The 16616-nt window shown below is 64.8% G+C and carries 16 protein-coding genes; 9 read left to right on the plus strand and 7 right to left on the minus strand.

Annotation, left to right across the window (positions count from 1 at the left end; all coding sequences use genetic code 11):
* Positions 1-132 precede the first annotated feature (132 nt).
* Together M8744_RS05090 and argF are read left to right on the plus strand one after the other, a co-directional pair.
* On the plus strand, positions 133-1308 hold the full coding sequence (locus M8744_RS05090; protein ID WP_251410463.1) for an aspartate aminotransferase family protein: 1176 nt from the start codon (positions 133-135) through the stop codon (positions 1306-1308).
* A gap of 93 nt (positions 1309-1401) precedes the next feature.
* A complete protein-coding gene (gene argF / locus M8744_RS05095) occupies positions 1402-2328 on the plus strand; it encodes an ornithine carbamoyltransferase (RefSeq protein ID WP_251410466.1) in 927 nt (308 codons plus the stop codon).
* A 66-nt stretch (positions 2329-2394) separates the two neighbouring features.
* Here the strand turns inward: argF and M8744_RS05100 are convergent, their stop codons facing one another.
* The 3 genes from M8744_RS05100 to M8744_RS05110 all read right to left on the minus strand — a co-directional run bounded on the left by M8744_RS05100 (position 2395) and on the right by M8744_RS05110 (position 6475).
* A complete protein-coding gene (locus tag M8744_RS05100; protein ID WP_251410469.1) occupies positions 2395-4350 on the minus strand; it encodes an AsmA family protein in 1956 nt (651 codons plus the stop codon).
* A 95-nt stretch (positions 4351-4445) separates the two neighbouring features.
* A complete protein-coding gene (locus tag M8744_RS05105) occupies positions 4446-5930 on the minus strand; it encodes an inorganic phosphate transporter (RefSeq protein ID WP_251410471.1) in 1485 nt (494 codons plus the stop codon).
* Between the two features lie 86 nt (positions 5931-6016).
* Entirely contained in the window at positions 6017-6475 is a 459-nt protein-coding gene (locus tag M8744_RS05110) for an NUDIX hydrolase (protein WP_251410474.1), read from the minus strand.
* A gap of 198 nt (positions 6476-6673) precedes the next feature.
* Between M8744_RS05110 and rimO the strand changes: the two genes are divergently transcribed.
* The 4 genes from rimO to cutA all read left to right on the plus strand — a co-directional run bounded on the left by rimO (position 6674) and on the right by cutA (position 9135).
* The gene (rimO, locus tag M8744_RS05115; protein ID WP_251410477.1) at positions 6674-8044 is read left to right on the plus strand and encodes a 30S ribosomal protein S12 methylthiotransferase RimO; all 1371 of its coding nucleotides are present in this window, start codon (positions 6674-6676) and stop codon (positions 8042-8044) included.
* A gap of 124 nt (positions 8045-8168) precedes the next feature.
* Positions 8169-8531: a thiol-disulfide oxidoreductase DCC family protein gene (locus M8744_RS05120; protein WP_251410480.1), complete on the plus strand. Its 363-nt coding sequence runs from the start codon at positions 8169-8171 to the stop codon at positions 8529-8531.
* A gap of 56 nt (positions 8532-8587) precedes the next feature.
* Positions 8588-8830: a CDGSH iron-sulfur domain-containing protein gene (locus M8744_RS05125; protein WP_251410483.1), complete on the plus strand. Its 243-nt coding sequence runs from the start codon at positions 8588-8590 to the stop codon at positions 8828-8830.
* Positions 8827-9135 (plus strand): divalent-cation tolerance protein CutA, encoded by a 309-nt coding sequence (gene cutA, locus M8744_RS05130; RefSeq protein WP_256474105.1) that lies wholly within the window; start codon positions 8827-8829, stop codon positions 9133-9135. Before M8744_RS05125 ends, cutA begins: the two co-directional genes overlap by 4 nt.
* Here cutA and M8744_RS05135 read toward each other — a convergent pair whose 3' ends face one another.
* On the minus strand, positions 9136-9585 hold the full coding sequence (locus M8744_RS05135) for a L,D-transpeptidase (RefSeq protein WP_251410490.1): 450 nt from the start codon (positions 9583-9585) through the stop codon (positions 9136-9138). It abuts the gene before it with no gap.
* 9 nt (positions 9586-9594) lie between these two features.
* Here M8744_RS05135 and lepA point away from each other — a divergent pair, with 9 nt between their 5' ends.
* Positions 9595-11397, plus strand: a complete 1803-nt coding sequence (gene lepA / locus M8744_RS05140; protein WP_251410494.1) for a translation elongation factor 4 — start codon at positions 9595-9597, stop codon at positions 11395-11397.
* Here the strand turns inward: lepA and M8744_RS05145 are convergent.
* Complete coding sequence (locus M8744_RS05145) at positions 11372-11827, minus strand: hypothetical protein (protein ID WP_251410498.1); 456 nt, start codon at positions 11825-11827, stop codon at positions 11372-11374. The two genes, lepA and M8744_RS05145, sit on opposite strands and share 26 nt — an antisense overlap.
* A gap of 133 nt (positions 11828-11960) precedes the next feature.
* Here M8744_RS05145 and M8744_RS05150 point away from each other — a divergent pair, with 133 nt between their 5' ends.
* Positions 11961-12215, plus strand: a complete 255-nt coding sequence (locus M8744_RS05150; protein WP_251410501.1) for a hypothetical protein — start codon at positions 11961-11963, stop codon at positions 12213-12215.
* 183 nt (positions 12216-12398) lie between these two features.
* Here M8744_RS05150 and hspQ read toward each other — a convergent pair whose 3' ends face one another.
* A complete protein-coding gene (hspQ, locus tag M8744_RS05155) occupies positions 12399-12725 on the minus strand; it encodes a heat shock protein HspQ (RefSeq protein ID WP_251411132.1) in 327 nt (108 codons plus the stop codon).
* Between the two features lie 171 nt (positions 12726-12896).
* On the opposite strand from hspQ, the gene M8744_RS05160 reads away from it, so the two are divergent.
* On the plus strand, positions 12897-13487 hold the full coding sequence (locus M8744_RS05160; RefSeq protein WP_251410504.1) for a transglycosylase SLT domain-containing protein: 591 nt from the start codon (positions 12897-12899) through the stop codon (positions 13485-13487).
* A 36-nt stretch (positions 13488-13523) separates the two neighbouring features.
* Here M8744_RS05160 and M8744_RS05165 read toward each other — a convergent pair whose 3' ends face one another.
* Positions 13524-16496, minus strand: a complete 2973-nt coding sequence (locus M8744_RS05165) for an error-prone DNA polymerase (protein WP_251410507.1) — start codon at positions 16494-16496, stop codon at positions 13524-13526.
* Positions 16497-16616 lie beyond the last annotated feature (120 nt).

Consider the following 16616-nt stretch of genomic DNA (forward strand, 5'->3'; position numbering starts at 1 on the left):
CATACCCGCGCCTGACGTCATATTCGTATTCGCAGTTGTCATCCGCGCTGAATTGCGCAAACTCCCTCAAACTTGACGAAGCCCGTGCATTTCGGCACTGATTTGGCTTCTTTTTCTCGAAGGATGATCGCCATGATCCCCAGTATTCTGCCGACCTATTCCCGCGCGCCGCTTGAATTTACCAAGGGCGAGGGCAGCTGGCTGATGACGGCGGATGGGCGACGATTCCTCGATCTGGGCGCCGGAATTGCCGTGAACGCCCTGGGCCACGCGCACCCGGCACTGGTCAAGGCGTTGACGGATCAAGCCGGGAAATTGTGGCATGTCTCGAACCTTTACCAGATCCCGCAGCAGCAGGCGCTGGCCGACAAACTGGTGGATGCCACCTTTGCCGACACGGTGTTCTTTACCAATTCCGGCACCGAAAGCTGCGAACTGGCCGTCAAGATGGCGCGCAAGTTCTGGTACGAAAAGGGCGATCCCGACCGGGTCGAGATCATCACGTTCTCGGGCGCGTTCCACGGGCGCAGCACCGCCGCCATCGCGGCGGCCGGGTCAGAGAAGATGACCAAGGGTTTCGGCCCGCTGATGCCCGGCTTTACCCATCTCGATTGGGGCGATCACGATGCGCTGCGCGCGGCGCTCACCGATCGCACGGCAGCGGTGCTGATCGAGCCCGTGCAGGGCGAGGGCGGTATTCGCGCCCTGCCCGATCAATGCCTCAAGGGCCTGCGCGAGCTGTGCGATGAAACCGGCGCGCTGTTGATCTTGGACGAGGTGCAATGCGGCATGGGCCGCACCGGCAAGCTGTTCGCCCATGAATGGGCGGGCGTCACGCCCGACATCATGATGGTGGCCAAGGGCATCGGCGGCGGCTTTCCGCTGGGCGCGGTGCTGGCCACCGAACAGGCGGCCAGCGGCATGACGGCGGGCACGCATGGCTCGACCTATGGCGGCAACCCGCTGGCCTGCGCGGTGGGGTGCGCGGTGATGGACCACGTGGCCGACCCCGGTTTCCTGGCCCATGTGAACCAGGTCGCCGGCCAGCTTCGCCAGGGGTTGGAGGGGCTGATCGCCAGCCACCCGGACGTGTTCGAAGAGGTGCGCGGCGCCGGGCTTATGCTGGGCATCAAGTGCAAGGCCCCCAATGCCGATATCGTGCAAGCCGGCTATGACGCGCAGGTGATCACCGTGCCCGCGGCAGACAACGTGATCCGGCTGTTGCCACCTCTCACCCTGTCCGCGGACGAGGTGACCGAGGCGCTCGCCCGTCTTGACCGTGCGGCCACGCAAGCAAGCAATGGCTGATCTTCGTATTGCCCGACAAGCTTCGGGGGTGAACTGGCCAGAGGGCCAAACGGGGCAGCGCCCCATGTGCCCCGCCCAAAGGATCGAAACCAGATGACTCATTTTCTCGATATCAACAAGACCGACGCCACCGCCCTGCGGTCAATGATCGACACCGCGCAGGCAATGAAATCCGCGCGCAACGGGCGCCCCAAGGGCGCACCCGACGACGAACAGCCGCTTGCCGGCCACATGGTCGCGCTGATCTTTGAAAAGCCCTCGACCCGGACACGCGTCAGCTTTGACGTGGGCGTGCGCCAGATGGGCGGCGAAACCATGGTGCTGTCGGGCACCGACATGCAACTTGGCCATGGCGAGACAATCGCCGATACCGCGCGCGTCCTGTCGCGCTATGTCGACCTGATCATGATCCGCACCTTCGAAGAGCAGACGCTTCTGGAAATGGCGGAACATGCCACCGTGCCGGTGATCAACGGGTTGACCAACCGCAGCCACCCTTGCCAAATCATGGCCGACATCCTGACATTCGAAGAGCACCGCGGCCCCATCAAGGGCAGGAAGGTGGTGTGGTCGGGGGATGGCAACAACGTGTTTGCCAGCTTTGCCCATGCCGCCGGGCAGTTCGGGTTCGACCTCACATTCACCGGCCCGCCGCCGCTGGACCCGGAAATGGTTTTCGTGGAAGAGGCCCGCGCCAAGGGTGCAAATGTCGTGATCGAACGCGATCCGGTCAAGGCCGTGCAGGGTGCCGACCTGGTTGTGACCGATACCTGGGTGTCCATGCACGATCCGCAAAGCGCGCGCGAACGGCGCCACAACCAGTTGCGCCCCTACCAGGTGAACACCGCGCTGATGGCCCATGCCAAGCCCGACGCGCTGTTCATGCACTGCCTGCCCGCCCATCGCGATGACGAGGCGACATCCGAGGTGATGGATGGCCCCCATTCGGTGATCTTCGACGAGGCCGAAAACCGCCTGCACGCGCAAAAGGCCGTCATGCGCTGGTGCCTGGGCGTGTAAACCCGCCCTTGCACCACTGCCTTGCAGGCTGACCGGCCAGGCGGGCCTGCAAGGCGGCTCCAGCGGTCATTCGAACAGCTTGCGCAACCCGCGCTTCAGCTCGTCTTCCACCTTGTCCTTGACTGCATCCTCGGCGCTCTGGCCCTGTTCTTGCTCGGCGCCCTGGCCCTCTTCCTGCGGGGTGTTGCCCAGTTCTTCGGTCACGCGATCTTCAAGGCGCTGGCGCAGCTCATCTTTCTTTTCCTCGATCTCCTGGTCGAAATTGTCGCGTACCGCGCGCTCGAGGTCGATCGAGATATTCGGGTCGGCCCAGGGCCCGCGCACACGCACCGGCACGGCCAGCCCGCGCCCGTCGCGCGCCGTCAGCGATATCGGGGTTATGGTGTAATTCAGGGTCTGTGCGCCCAGGTTCACCCGCCCCGCGCCGCGGGCACGGCCAAAGGGCAGCGCCATCGAAAAGTCATCGTTGCGCAACACCCCCTCGGCCAGCGTGAACGTGGCGCCGGTTTCATCGAAAACGGTCGTGCCGCCGGTGGTCATGTCGCCGCGCATCAGCCGGTCAAGGTCGATCCCGTTGATCACGCCCTTGCCCGTCGAAATCTCGCCATCGCCGCTGAGCGAGCGCATGATCGCATTCAGCGATCGGCCGACGCCCAGGAACTCCACCCGCGCGTCCCCGGTGGCGCGAAACCGCGTGATGCCCACCGCATCGCCCAGCAGGGCCTGCAAATCGACGCCGCTGGCACGCAGCCGTCCGCCCACCGAAAGCCCCGAGCGATTGTTCATCACGAAATCCCCCGCGATCTGGCCGCCATAGGCATCGATCCGCGTGATATCCACCACCGCGCGGGCGCGATCATTGGTGACCCGTGCCCGCGTCTGGCCCAACCGGAACTGGCCCAGGTCAACCGAGTCCGCCGCAAGTGCGAGATCGGCGTCAAAGGCTGACAGCCCACTGGCATCAATCGACGCTTTCGACCACCCGCTGCCCGGGGACGGTGCGGCCCCGGCACCGTCAGCGGCGGAAAACGAGGTCAGGTCAAGCGCGCCCGCCGACAGGCGGCCCGTCACGCGCGGCACGTCGTTCAGCGCGACGGCCACATCGCCATTCAGGCGATTGTTGTCGAGCGTCAGCACCAGGTCGTCCAGCGCCGCCCGCGTGCCGTTGAAATCGAACCGTGCCGACAGATCGACCGACCGGCCCAGTCCGCGTGGGATATCCACGCCGCCAATGCCAAGCGCGGCCAGTGCCGCGCCGGTATTCGGCAGTTCGGCCCGCAGCGCGCCTTGCGCAAACAGCCCCGGACCGCCCTGGCCATCGAAACTAACGCTGCCACCGCCCAGGCTGGCGCGCGCGACCATCGGCTGTGCCTCCCCCTCGAACAGCCCTGCGAAATTCTGCACCGTGGCCGTCACCTCGACCGTGTCGCCGTCCGGCGGGCGCAGGCGCAGCACGAAATCCGCAGCGCCGGCCGCATCGGGCCATTGCATGTCGAAATCGACATTGTCGTAGATGCTGGTGGCCCGGGTCGCACCATCAGTGTAGCGGATCGTGGCATTCGTGATAAGCGCCCGGTCAAGCGTTAGCGCCAGCGGGTTCGCGGTGCTTTCGTCCACACCCGAGGGGCTGACACCCTCAACCCCGACCTGCCAGTTCACGCGGCCGTCAGCGGCCGTTTCCAGCCGGATCACGGGGTTTTCCGCTTCAAGCCCGGTAATGCGGATGCTGCCCCCGAAAAGCGCGGCCATGTCGACCCCGACCTTCAGGCTGTCGGCCTCCATCATCGGGCCGGAATCGGACCAGTCGGCATTGGCAAGCGCCATCTTTCCCGTGGAAACGCCCAGCACCGGCCAGAAACTGACCTGCGTGTCGCCCGACAGCGTGACGGCCCGGCCCGTCTGCGCCTCGATCTGGCTGGTGGCGATGCGCGCGATACGCTCGCCCGGCAGCAAGAACAGCATCGCCACCGCCACGATGGCAAAGACCAAGACAAGACCGATGACACGGAAAACCCAGCGCATGACGCCACCCCCTGATTGAACTCGGCGCAACGATACCAGCGCCGGCAGCCGCCGCAAAGCAAAGGCCGCGGTATCAGCCGGGTTTCGCCGGACCGCTACAGAACGATGGTGTTGAGCACCAGGAAGATCACCGCCGACATCGCGGCCGCGGCGGGCACTGTGATGACCCAAGCCGCCACGATGGTCATGAAATGGCTGCGCCGCACCAGCTTGCGCCGGCGACGTTCCTCGGGCGCCAGGCGTTTGGCGGCGGGGCGGGCCACATGACCGTTTTGCAGGCGCCGCTCGGCATGCCATTCGCGGAAGAACCCGACGCCGAACACCCCGCCCACAGCGATATGGGTCGAGCTGACGGGCAGGCCCAGCCAACTTGCCAGGATCACCGTGATCGCCGCCGACAGCGCCACGCAATAGGCGCGCATCGGGTTCAGCTTGGTGATCTGGCTGCCCACCATGCGGATCAGTTTCGGCCCGAACAGGAAAAGCCCGAAGGATATGCCCATTGCCCCGATCACCATCACCCATTGCGGAATCGCCACCTGGGCAGTGACATCGCCAAACTCGGCCGCGTGCACGATTGCCGCCAGTGGCCCCACCGCGTTGGCCACGTCATTGGCACCGTGCGCGAAGCTCAGCAATGCGGCGGAAAAGACCAGCGGCAGGCCGAACAGCGCCTTGAGCGACTTGTTGCGGTTCTCCATCCCCTCGGATTGTCGGCGGATGAGGGGCGCGGTGATCGCATAGGTCAACGCACCGATAACCGCGCCGATGAACAGCGTGGTCCCCAGGTCGATCTTCACGATCTTCTTCAACCCCTTCATCGCAAGATACGTGGCAAAGACCCCGGCCATGATCCCCACCAGGACGGGCACCCATGTGCGCGCCGCCGCGATCTTGTCGTCGACATAGATGATCCTGGCCTTGATGAAGGCCAAAAAGGCCGCCGCGATCACGCCGCCCAGCACCGGGGAAATTACCCAGCTGGCAGCAATCGCGCCCATGGTGGGCCAGTTCACCGCCGACAGGCCCGCCGCCGCGATACCGGCGCCCATGACGCCCCCGACGACCGAATGGGTGGTCGACACCGGCGCGCCGATCCATGTCGCCAGGTTCACCCACAAGGCCGACGAGATCAGCGCCGCCATCATCGCCCAGATGAAGACACGCGTTTCGGACACACCCGCCGGGTCGATAATACCCTTGGAGATGGTCGAGACAACATCACCCCCCGCCAAAAGCGCGCCCGCGGTTTCGCACAAGGCAGCGATGACGATGGCCCCCCCCATGGTCAGCGCATTCGCCCCGACCGCCGGGCCCATGTTGTTGGCCACGTCATTGGCACCGATATTGATCGCCATGTAGGCGCCAAAGACCGCTGCCGCCACGACCAGCATGTTTGCCGGTTGTTGCCCGAAAATCACCGCGGCGCTCAGCCCGGCAAGAACGATAAAGACCAGCGCGATGCCCGGCGCCACCAGGGGGCGCGCAACATAGGCCGTGGCATATTCCACATGCGCGATGCGGTTGAGATCCTTGTCGAGCGTTTTCCAGCTCTGGTCATCGTGTTTCGGCGTGCGCATCCTGGCCCCCGGAATGTTATCCGGGCTGCCCTACGCGCGCGAGCGCGGCGGATCAACCGCGCTGTCACAATTAATTCTCAAAACTGTTACAATTGAAGCAGCAGCGCCTTCAACCCGTCCTCGTCCACCAGCTCGGCGGCCTCGGCGGGGCTGACCCAGCGGCGGGTGCGTTCATCCACCTCGGGGTAGGTATCGGACAGGCGCAGAACCTCGACACGGTAAACCTGCACCTCGACCGGAACAGGCACACCGCCCCGAAGGCGCTTGTCATAGTCATACCGGCCGATACCGCCGCCTTCGATCCGCGCCTCTTTCACGCCGGCCTCTTCCCAGGCTTCCTGCAAGGCGGCCTCGGGCGCGGTGAGCCCGTCGATGGGCCAGCCCTTTGGCAGTATCCAGCGCCCGGTATCGCGCGAGGTTATCAGCAAGACACGCAGCCCGTCGGGCCCGGTCTTGCAACACAGCGCTGCCACCTGGAACCGTCGGGGGCGGAAAATCATTGGCTGGACCACTTCGGCCCAGGCTTTCTTCAGTGCACCAGTCATCGACAGAACCTGCTCATTCTTTTTTTCGTATCGCTCTTGTATATACGTATATTGAAGGGAAATGCAAAAAATTCCTTAACATTTGATCCTTTTTTGCCCGACACGCCCTTGAACGGGCAACCACGCCTTCGCGCGGGGCCACGGGACCGATGCGCAATCCCCTTTCCCCGGAAACCACGGCGATGTATCAGGCAAGCCATGCAGAATCCACCAGACCTTCGCCCCGATCTTGCCAATGCGCGCATCCGCGAAACACGCCGTGACGGCCAACCGACCATCGGCATGGTATCGCTTGGCTGCCCCAAGGCATTGGTGGATAGCGAGCGGATCCTGACCCGGCTGCGCGCCGAAGGCTACGGCATCAGCCCCGATTATTCCGGGGCCGACGCGGTGATCGTGAACACCTGCGGGTTTCTCGACAGCGCCAAGGCCGAAAGCCTTGATGCCATCGGCGAGGCGCTGGCGGAAAACGGCCGCGTGATCGTCACCGGCTGCCTGGGCGCCGAGCCCGAATACATCACCGGCGCGCATCCCAAGGTGCTGGCCGTAACCGGCCCGCACCAGTATGAACAGGTGCTGGATGCGGTTCACGCCGCCGTGCCACCGTCGCCCGACCCCTTTGTCGACCTGTTGCCCGCAAGCGGTGTCAGGCTGACGCCGCGTCACTATAGTTATCTAAAGATTTCCGAAGGCTGCAATCACAAGTGCAAGTTCTGCATCATCCCCGACATGCGTGGCAAACTGTCCAGTCGCCCGCATCGCGCCGTGCTGCGCGAAGCGGAAAAGCTGGTGGAAGGCGGCGTCAGGGAATTGCTGGTCATCAGCCAGGATACAAGCGCCTACGGCACCGACTGGGATCGTGAAACGCGCCGCGCCCTGACCGAGCAGCCGATCACCACGCTGGCCCGCGATCTTGGGCAATTGGGCGCCTGGGTGCGGTTGCACTACGTCTATCCCTACCCCCATGTGGCCGAGATGATCCCGCTGATGGCCGAAGGGCTGGTGCTGCCCTATCTCGACGTGCCGTTCCAGCACGCGCATCCCGATACGCTGAAACGCATGGCACGCCCTGCAGCGGCCGAACGCACGCTCGACCGGATCGCCGAATGGCGCGCCATCTGCCCGGACATCACCCTGCGCTCCACCTTCATCGTGGGCTATCCCGGCGAAACCGAGGAAGAATTCCAGACCCTGCTCGATTGGCTGGACGAGGCGCAACTGGATCGCGTCGGCTGCTTTCAATACGAAAACGTCGCCGGGGCGCGCTCGAACAGCCTGCCAGACCATGTGCCCGACGCGGTCAAGCAAGAGCGGTGGGAGCGGTTCATGCAAAAGGCGCAAGCCATTTCCGAGGCCAAGCTGGCCGCCAAGGTCGGCCAGGTGATGGACGTGATCGTGGATGATATCGACGCCGAGGGCATCGCCACCTGCCGCACCAAGTCCGACGCGCCCGAGATTGACGGAAACCTGTTCATCGACGAGGCGACTCAGGGGCTGGCCGTGGGCGATATCGTCCGGGTCGAGGTGGACGAGGCCGGGGACTACGACCTGTGGGGGCGGCGCTTGTAAACCACGCGCCCCGTCAACCGCCCCACCCGTCGACCGGGTTTCAACCCGGCATCACCCGTAGACCCGCCGACACCAACCTCGCCGTTCCGCTTGACCCTGCCCTGCGCGCGCTATCCTTTGGCCCATGGCAAAACTGCGCGTGTTGCATAACGATACCTGCCCCATCTGCTCTCGCGAGGTGGCGGCCTATGACAGGCTGGCCCGCAAATCGGGCTTGGAGCTGGAAATCGACGGGCTCGACGCCGCACTTGGATGGGGGCTTGATCGCGACAGCGCCGCGCAATCCTTCCGCGTGGAACAGGATGGCCAGCGGCACGAAGGGCTGGACGCGTTTCGCCTGCTCTGGGCGCGGCTTCCGGGCTGGCGCTGGCTGGCGTGGCTCACCGGCTTGCCTGTCCTGCACTGGCTGGCCGACCGCGCCTATCGCCATCTCGCCGCGCCCGCGCTTTATGCGCTGCACCGCCGTCGCCAGCGCCGCGGGGCTTGACGCGGGCCGCGCATGGCGCACCATGTCAGTCAGCCAACCCGACAAAGGACAGCCTGATGACCGATACCCCTGAAATCGCACAGAAAGCCCCCTATCCCGTCGATGTGGAAGCGGGCAAAACGTATTTCTGGTGCGCCTGCGGCAAGTCGCAGAACCAGCCCTTTTGCGATGGCAGCCACAAGGGCACCGACATCACGCCGGTGAAATTCAGCGCAGAGGCGTCGAAAAAGGTGTTTTTCTGTGGGTGCAAGCAGTCGGGCAAATCGCCGCTCTGCGACGGCAGCCATTCCGGGCTATGATACATCTGACGGTGCCCTGCCCAGACATGGACACTGCGCGTGCGATCGCCCGGGCGGCGCTTTCGGCGCGGCTGGCGGCTTGTGCCAACATGACACCGGGCATGGTCAGCCTGTTTCACTGGCAAGAGAGGATCGAGGAAGACACCGAGGTCAACCTGCTGCTCAAGACCCGCGCGGCGCTGGTCGATGACCTGGCCGCGCTTGTTGCGCGCACGCACCCCTACGATCTGCCCGTCATCACCTGGGAGGCCCGGCACAGCACCCCGGAGGCCAGCACCTGGCTGAACGAGGAAACCGGCGGCTGATCACTCGCGGATCAGGATTCGCGTCTCGGATTTGCCCACGTCCTGGATGCGCCTGAACAGCGTTTCCGCGTTTTCCGGCGCCAGCCGCACGCATCCGGCCGAGGCCGGTGTGCCCAGCATGTCGACCTGCGTGGTGCCGTGAATGGCATAATTCCCGAAGAAGAACACCGACCAGGGCATCGGCGCGTTGTTGTAAAGGCTCGAGTAATGCTCTTCCTTCAACAGGTAGGGCGTATAGACCCCGGCCGGTGTGCATTTGCCGACCCGCGCGGTGGAAACCGGCCATTCGAACATCCGGTCCTGCCCTTCGGTCACGGTCATGCGCTGCTCGGACAGGTCGACCTCGACCCACAGCGATTGCGCCGCCGCCGGCCCGCCCCAGGGCGCCACCAGCGCCAGCACCAGCACCGCACGACAGATTGCCTTGACCGCCTTTGAAATCCGCATCATATCCCCCTCATGACAGACCTCGCCCATATCCGCAATTTCTCCATCGTGGCGCATATTGACCACGGTAAATCCACGCTGGCCGACCGGCTGATCCAGCTTACCGGCACCGTGGCCGAACGCGACATGAAAGAGCAACTGCTCGACGCGATGGACATCGAGCGCGAACGCGGCATCACGATCAAGGCCAACACCGTGCGCATCGAATACCCGGCAAAGGACGGGCATACATATATCCTCAACCTGATCGACACGCCGGGCCATGTCGACTTCGCCTACGAGGTCAGCCGCTCCATGCGTGCGGTCGAGGGCTCGCTGCTGGTCGTGGACGCCACGCAAGGGGTCGAGGCGCAGACCCTCGCGAATGTCTATACCGCGATCGAGGCCGACCACGAGATCGTGCCGGTCCTGAACAAGATCGACCTGCCCGCCGCCGAGCCCGACCGCGTCCGCGAGCAGATCGAGGACGTGATCGGCATCGACGCCTCCGACGCCTGCATGATCTCGGCAAAGACCGGGGTGGGCATCCCCGACGTGCTCGAGGCCATCGTCCAGCGCCTGCCGCCACCTCATGGCGGCACGCGCGACGCGCCACTCAAGGCCATGCTGGTGGACTCCAAGTACGACCCCTACCTCGGCGTCGTGGTAATCGTGCGGGTGATCGACGGTGTGCTGAAAAAGGGCCAGCGCATCCGCATGATGAAAACCGGCGGCACTTACGACATCGACCGCATCGGGGTCTATCGCCCCGCCATGACCGCCGTGGACGAGCTTGGCCCCGGCGAAATCGGCTATATCACCGCCCAGATCAAGCAGGTGCGCGACACCCGCGTGGGCGACACCATCACCACCGAGAAGAAGGGGTGCGAAACCCCGCTGCCGGGTTTCAAACCCTCGGTCCCGGTGGTGTTCTGCGGTCTATTTCCGGTGGACAGCTCGCAATTCGAAGACCTGCGCGACGCGATCGAGAAACTGGCACTCAACGATGCCTCCTTCTCCTACGAGATGGAGACCTCTGCCGCGCTGGGCTTCGGCTTCCGCTGTGGCTTTCTGGGGCTGCTCCATCTCGAGGTGATCCGCGACCGGATCGAGCGCGAATACGACATCGAGCTTATAACCACCGCGCCCAGCGTGATCTACCACGTCTACATGAAGGACGGCACCCGGATCGACCTGCACAACCCCGCCGACATGCCCGACCCCTCCCATGTCGAACGGGTCGAAGAGCCGCGCATCAAGGCCACCATCATGGTGCCCGACGATTATCTCGGCGACGTGCTGAAGCTCTGCCAGGACCGCCGCGGTATCCAGCTCGATCTGACCTATGTCGGCGGGCGGGCGATGGCGGTCTATGACCTGCCGCTCAACGAGGTGGTGTTCGACTTCTACGACCGTCTGAAATCGGTGACCAAGGGCTATGCCTCCTTCGACTACCAGATGGAAGGCTACCGCGAGGACCGGCTGGTCAAGATGCAGATCCTCGTCAACGACGAGCCGGTGGACGCGCTGTCGATGATGGTGCACCGCGACCGCGCCGAACAACGCGGGCGGGCCATGTGCGAAAAGCTCAAGGAGTTGATCCCCCGGCACATGTTCAAGATCCCGATCCAGGCGGCCATCGGCGGCAAGGTCATCGCGCGCGAAACCCTTTCGGCGATGCGCAAGGACGTGACGGCCAAATGTTACGGCGGTGACGCAACGCGAAAGCGCAAGCTGCTGGACAAGCAGAAGGCCGGCAAGAAGAAGATGCGCCAGTTCGGCAAGGTGGAAATCCCGCAAGAGGCGTTCATCAGCGCACTGAAGATGGATGACTAACGGCGTGTGCCCCGGCTCGACCCCGACCGCGACCGGGCTTTTCCAGCCGTATGCCAGGCTTCAGCCCGGCATACCGCCCCGAGCGCACCACCGGCAGTTCATCGGGAATGGCAGGGTGTGCCGGGCTGAAGCCCTGCCTACGGTCCTTGGCGGAATTTTTGCGCAAACCCATCGTGAACCGCGCCTTGATGGCGCCCCATCGCACGCCGTACGCGCGGTCGCCCGCAGGCAGCGCCCAGATTGCGTGAACATGATCGGGCAGCAGCACCCAGGCATCTATGCCGATTGGCCGCTCGGCCCGTGTCTGGCGCACCGCGCAGCGGAGCAACGCGACCTCGCGCAGCAGCAGCAGGTCGCCGCCGCGATGGGCCTGGGTGGCGGTAAAGAACACGCGGGCGCCGGTGACGCGGGGGCGCAGGTAGACGGACATCCCCCACCCTCGTCCTGCCAGGGTCAAGAACGCGTGAACACCTCACCTCGGCGTGAGCCCTCCTCACCCCTGCTTGAGCAGCCCTTTCACCGCCCCGTCGCCTGCATATGTCTGGCTTGAAAGGAGGCCCGAAATGGATCGCCTGAAATACGTACTTATCCCGTCCGGCGTGTTTCCCGTGCTGGCCGGTGGATTTCTCATCGTCGCGCTCAGCCTGGGCTATTACACGTGGCCCGTGATCGTCGGGGCAGTGGCGCTTGGCGCCGTGCTGACCCTTCCTGTCGCGCACCTGGTATCCCGCAGGATCAAGCGCGAAGACCCGAACTTCAACCACCGTCGCAATTCGGCGGATGGGGTCCTTCCCGACCCGACCGCCCGCGAGGTGTAACCCCGAACAACCGCCCAAGGCGTCAACGCCAGGACCGCGCGATTTTCACACAAGATCGCGCGGTCCTGCCTGTTCTTTCTCAAAAACATCCACACCCGGCCCGACGCCGCGTCATGACAGCCCCTCGGCGCCAAGAACTGCCCGGTATTCCGGCAAAACCGCGCGGTTCGTGGCCAGCGCGCCTTAGTTCAGTTGGAAATGCAACGGGTAATGCCCATCCTCGAATGGGCCGAAGAGGTCGGGAATATCGGGGTGGTCCACCGGCTCGCCCGAGGTGTCGGGCAGCAGGTTCTGCTCGGACACGTAAGCGATGTAATAGCTGGTCTCGTTCTCGGCCAGCAGGTGATAATAGGGCTGGTCCTTGCGCGGGCGCAGTTCCTCGGGGATGGCCTGGTACCACTCCTCGGTATTGTTGAAACGCGGGTCCACGTCGAACACGACGCCGCGGAACGGGTGGCGCTTGTGCCGCACCACCTGGCCCAGGTTGTACTTTGCCTGCGTCTTCAACATGTCATCCGTCATTAAGAGCCTTCCTTGTTCAGCCACTATAGATGCGCGCTGCGCCCCGGAAAATCAAGGAAACACTCTTGTGAAAGGCGCTGTCGCCGCGATTGTGATTTCACAGAGCGGCAATTTTCTGTAAACTGCCCCAAAACACGATAAAAACAAGGCGAGAGGCAGATGAGCAGAACTCTTCGCGTATTGGTGTTGTTGATGGTACTGGCCTCTTGCGGGGGCGGCGACTTCTCGGCACCGCGCAACCTGGACAACGCCTGTTCCATCCTGGCGCAGCGACCGAAATACGCCCGGGCCTTCAAGGCGACCGAACGCAAATGGGACGTTCCGGTGGCCGTGCAGATGGCCACGATCTACCAGGAAAGCAAATTCATCGGCAATGCGCGCACACCGCTGCGCTTTGCCGTGGGGGTGATCCCGATGGGCCGGCAAAGCTCGGCCTATGGCTATGCGCAGGCGCTGGACGGCACATGGGATGACTACCGCCGCGCCACGGGCCGCTCGGGCGCCCGGCGTGATCGCATTCGCGATGCCACCGATTTCATGGGCTGGTACATGAACCTTTCTCGTGAACGGAACGGCATTTCGCTGTCGGATGCGCGCAATCAATATCTTGCGTATCACGAAGGCCATACCGGCTTCAGCCGCGGCAGTTACCGCGCGAAAAGCTGGCTGATGCGCATCTCGGGCGAGGTGGCCGAGCGCGCGGTTCTGTATGATGCGCAACTGGCCACCTGCCCACGCCGCCTGCGCTGAAGCCCGCAATAGCCCGGCCGGGCCGCAACGCGCGGGTCAGTCCGGGGGCGCGCGGGTATGGCTGATGCGTAACAGATCGGGCGTCTGCCCGCGCGCGCGGCCCGCCCCCACCGGCGCGCGACCGTCGGGCGGGGTCAGCAGCCCCCGCAGCAGCGCCAACGGATGTGCACGCAGGCTCAATCGCATGGCCACGTAATCTTCGACCACCTCTTCGCCCAGGGTCATTGCGGGCAGATGGGCGGCGGGCTCGTCGATCGCCTCGCCGTCCAGGTCACCCTCGAACAGCGGCAGGGGCTTGGCCGACCGGATCGCACTGGCCTGCCAGAGCGCCTCGCGCCGCGTGAGGCCCAGCCCGGCAAAGGCATCCGCCTCGGCCAGGCGGGTCAGCATCGCCGGCGCCAGCCCGGCGCGGCGCCAAACGTCCTGCACCCCGCGATAGCCGTTGCCGCGTGCGGCAGCCAGCCAATTGCCCTCTTCCTCGGACAGGCCCTTGACCTGGCGAAACCCCAGCCGCAGCGCCAGCCCGCCCTGCCCGTCGGGTTCCATCGCGTTGTCCCAGTAACTGGCATTGATGCAAACCGGTCGCACAATGACCCCGTGTTCGCGCGCGTCGCGCACGATCTGGGCCGGGGCATAGAACCCCATCGGCTGGCTGTTGAGCAACGCGCAGGCAAAAATGCCGGGGTGGTGGCGCTTGATCCAGGCGCTGGCATAGACCAGCAGCGCGAAAGAGGCCGCGTGACTTTCGGGGAAGCCATAGCTGCCAAACCCCTCGATCTGGGAAAAGCAGCGTTCGGCAAAGGCGTCGTCATAGCCATTGGCGCGCATCCCCCGCAGGAACAGCCCGCGAAATTCGCTGATATTGCCGTGTTTCTTGAACGTGGCAAGCGAGCGCCGCAGCCGGTCGGCCTGGTCGGGGGTAAAACCCGCGCCGACGATGGCGATCTGCATCGCCTGTTCCTGGAACAGCGGCACGCCCAGCGTCTTGCCCAGCACCTCGCCCAGCGCGTCAGACGGAAAGCTGACCTGCTCTTCCCCGTTACGGCGGCGGATATAGGGGTGCACCATGTCGCCCTGGATGGGCCCGGGGCGGATGATCGCCACCTCGATCACCAGGTCGTAGAAACAGCGCGGCTTCATGCGTGGCAGGAAATTCATCTGCGCACGGCTTTCCACCTGGAACACGCCCACGCTGTCGGCGCGGCACAGCATGTCATACACCGCCGGATCTTCGGGCGGGAGGGTGGCCAGGCTGAAGGCGGTCCCGTGATGACCCGCGATCAGGTCGAACGCCTTGCGGATGCACGTGAGCATTCCAAGGCTCAGCACATCGACCTTCAATATCCCCAGCGCGTCGATATCATCCTTGTCCCAGGCGATGACGGTGCGATCTTCCATGCTGGCGTTCTCGATGGGCACCAGCTCGTCCAGCCGGCCCTCGGTCATGATGAAGCCGCCCACGTGCTGGGACAGGTGGCGCGGAAAGCCGATGATCTGCCCGATCAGGCGCAAGGTGCGCGCAAGGTGCGGGTCAGACGGATCAAGCCCGATTTCACGCAGCCGCGCGGGCTGGGCCCCTTCGGTCGAGAAAAACCCCCAGAGCTGCGAGCTGAGCGCCGAGACCGTATCTTGCGCCAGCCCCATCGCGCGGCCCACCTCGCGGATGGCGCGCTTGCCCCGGTAATGGATCACCGTCGCGCACAACCCCGCGCGGTGGCGCCCGTATTTTTCATAGATGTGCTGGATCACCTCTTCGCGGCGTTCATGCTCGAAATCCACGTCGATATCGGGCGGCTCGTCGCGAGCCTCGGACACGAACCTTTCGAACACCATCGTGCCGATCTCGGGGGAAACGCTGGTGACACCCAGGCAGTAGCAGACCACCGAATTCGCGGCCGAACCACGCCCCTGGCACAAGATCCCGCGCGAGCGGGCGAAATCGACCACGTCATGCACGGTCAGGAAATAGGGGGCGTAGCGCAGCTTGGAAATGAGGGTCAGTTCGTGCTCCAGCAGGGCGCGCACCTTGTCGGGCGCGCCCTGCGGATAACGCCAGCGCAACCCCGCCTCGGCCAGTCGGCGCAGGCGGGTGTCGGGGGTTTCGCCCGGGCTGACCTCGGACGGGTATTCATAGCGCAGTTCCTCCAAGGAGAATGTCAGCCGTTCGGCCAAGGCGCCCGCGGCCTCTACCGCCGCCTCGTGCCCGGAAAAGATGCGTCGCATCTCGGCCTCGGCGCGCAGGCGCTGCTCGCCATTGGCCAGCGCCGCCCGGCCCAGCGTATCGACGCGGCAGCCCTGGCGGATCGCCGCGAGCACATCGGCCAGTTGCCGTCGGCTGCCATGATGCATCAAGGGCCTGGCAGAGGCGACAACCGGCAAACCCAGCCGCCGGGCCAGGCCTGCCTGTGCCGCCAGCCTTGCGTCATCCTGCCCGTCATAGCGGGGATGCATCAGCAGGTGCATGTGCTTGCCAAGGCGGCGCGCCAACCGCTGTGCCCGCCCCTCCCAATCGCCCGCGCCGCGCGCCATCGGCAGCGCGGATGGCGGATGCAGCAGCAAAACCAGCCCCCCGGCGTGCGCCCACAGGTCATCGAGGCGCAGCAGGCATTGCCCCTTGGGGGCACGGCGGCGGCCGATCGTCAGCAGTCGGCACAGGTTGGCCCAGCCTTGCCGGTCGCGCGGCAACGCGGTCAGCCATGTGCCGCAGTCGAACACCAGCGCCGCCGCCGGAACCAGCCGCGGCGCGCGCAGGCCGGGCGTTTGTGCAGGCTGGCCGGGGCGCCCCGGGCCGATCACGCCATGGGCGGCCTCTTGCGCGCGGCGTTCATCCAGTTGGCGGGCCAGGTCGCGCGCCTGGGTGTAGGCACGCACGATACCCGCCACGCTGTTCACATCGGCCACGGCCAGGGCCGGCAGGCCCAGCGTCATGGCGCGCGTCATCAATTCCTCGGGGTGGGACGCCCCGGTAAGAAATGTGAAATTCGACGTGGCAGACAATTCGGCAAACATGGCAAGGCAAGACTATATTCACCTTTTGTTCCTTTTCCGAGTCCCGATTTCACCAAGCCGCGTTGCATCCCCTGCCCCCGGCTGGCATCACCAAGCAAACCCCACAGCCAAAGCGATTCA

The organism is Lutimaribacter degradans (genome assembly GCF_023703375.1).
GTDB lineage: Bacteria > Pseudomonadota > Alphaproteobacteria > Rhodobacterales > Rhodobacteraceae > Lutimaribacter > Lutimaribacter degradans.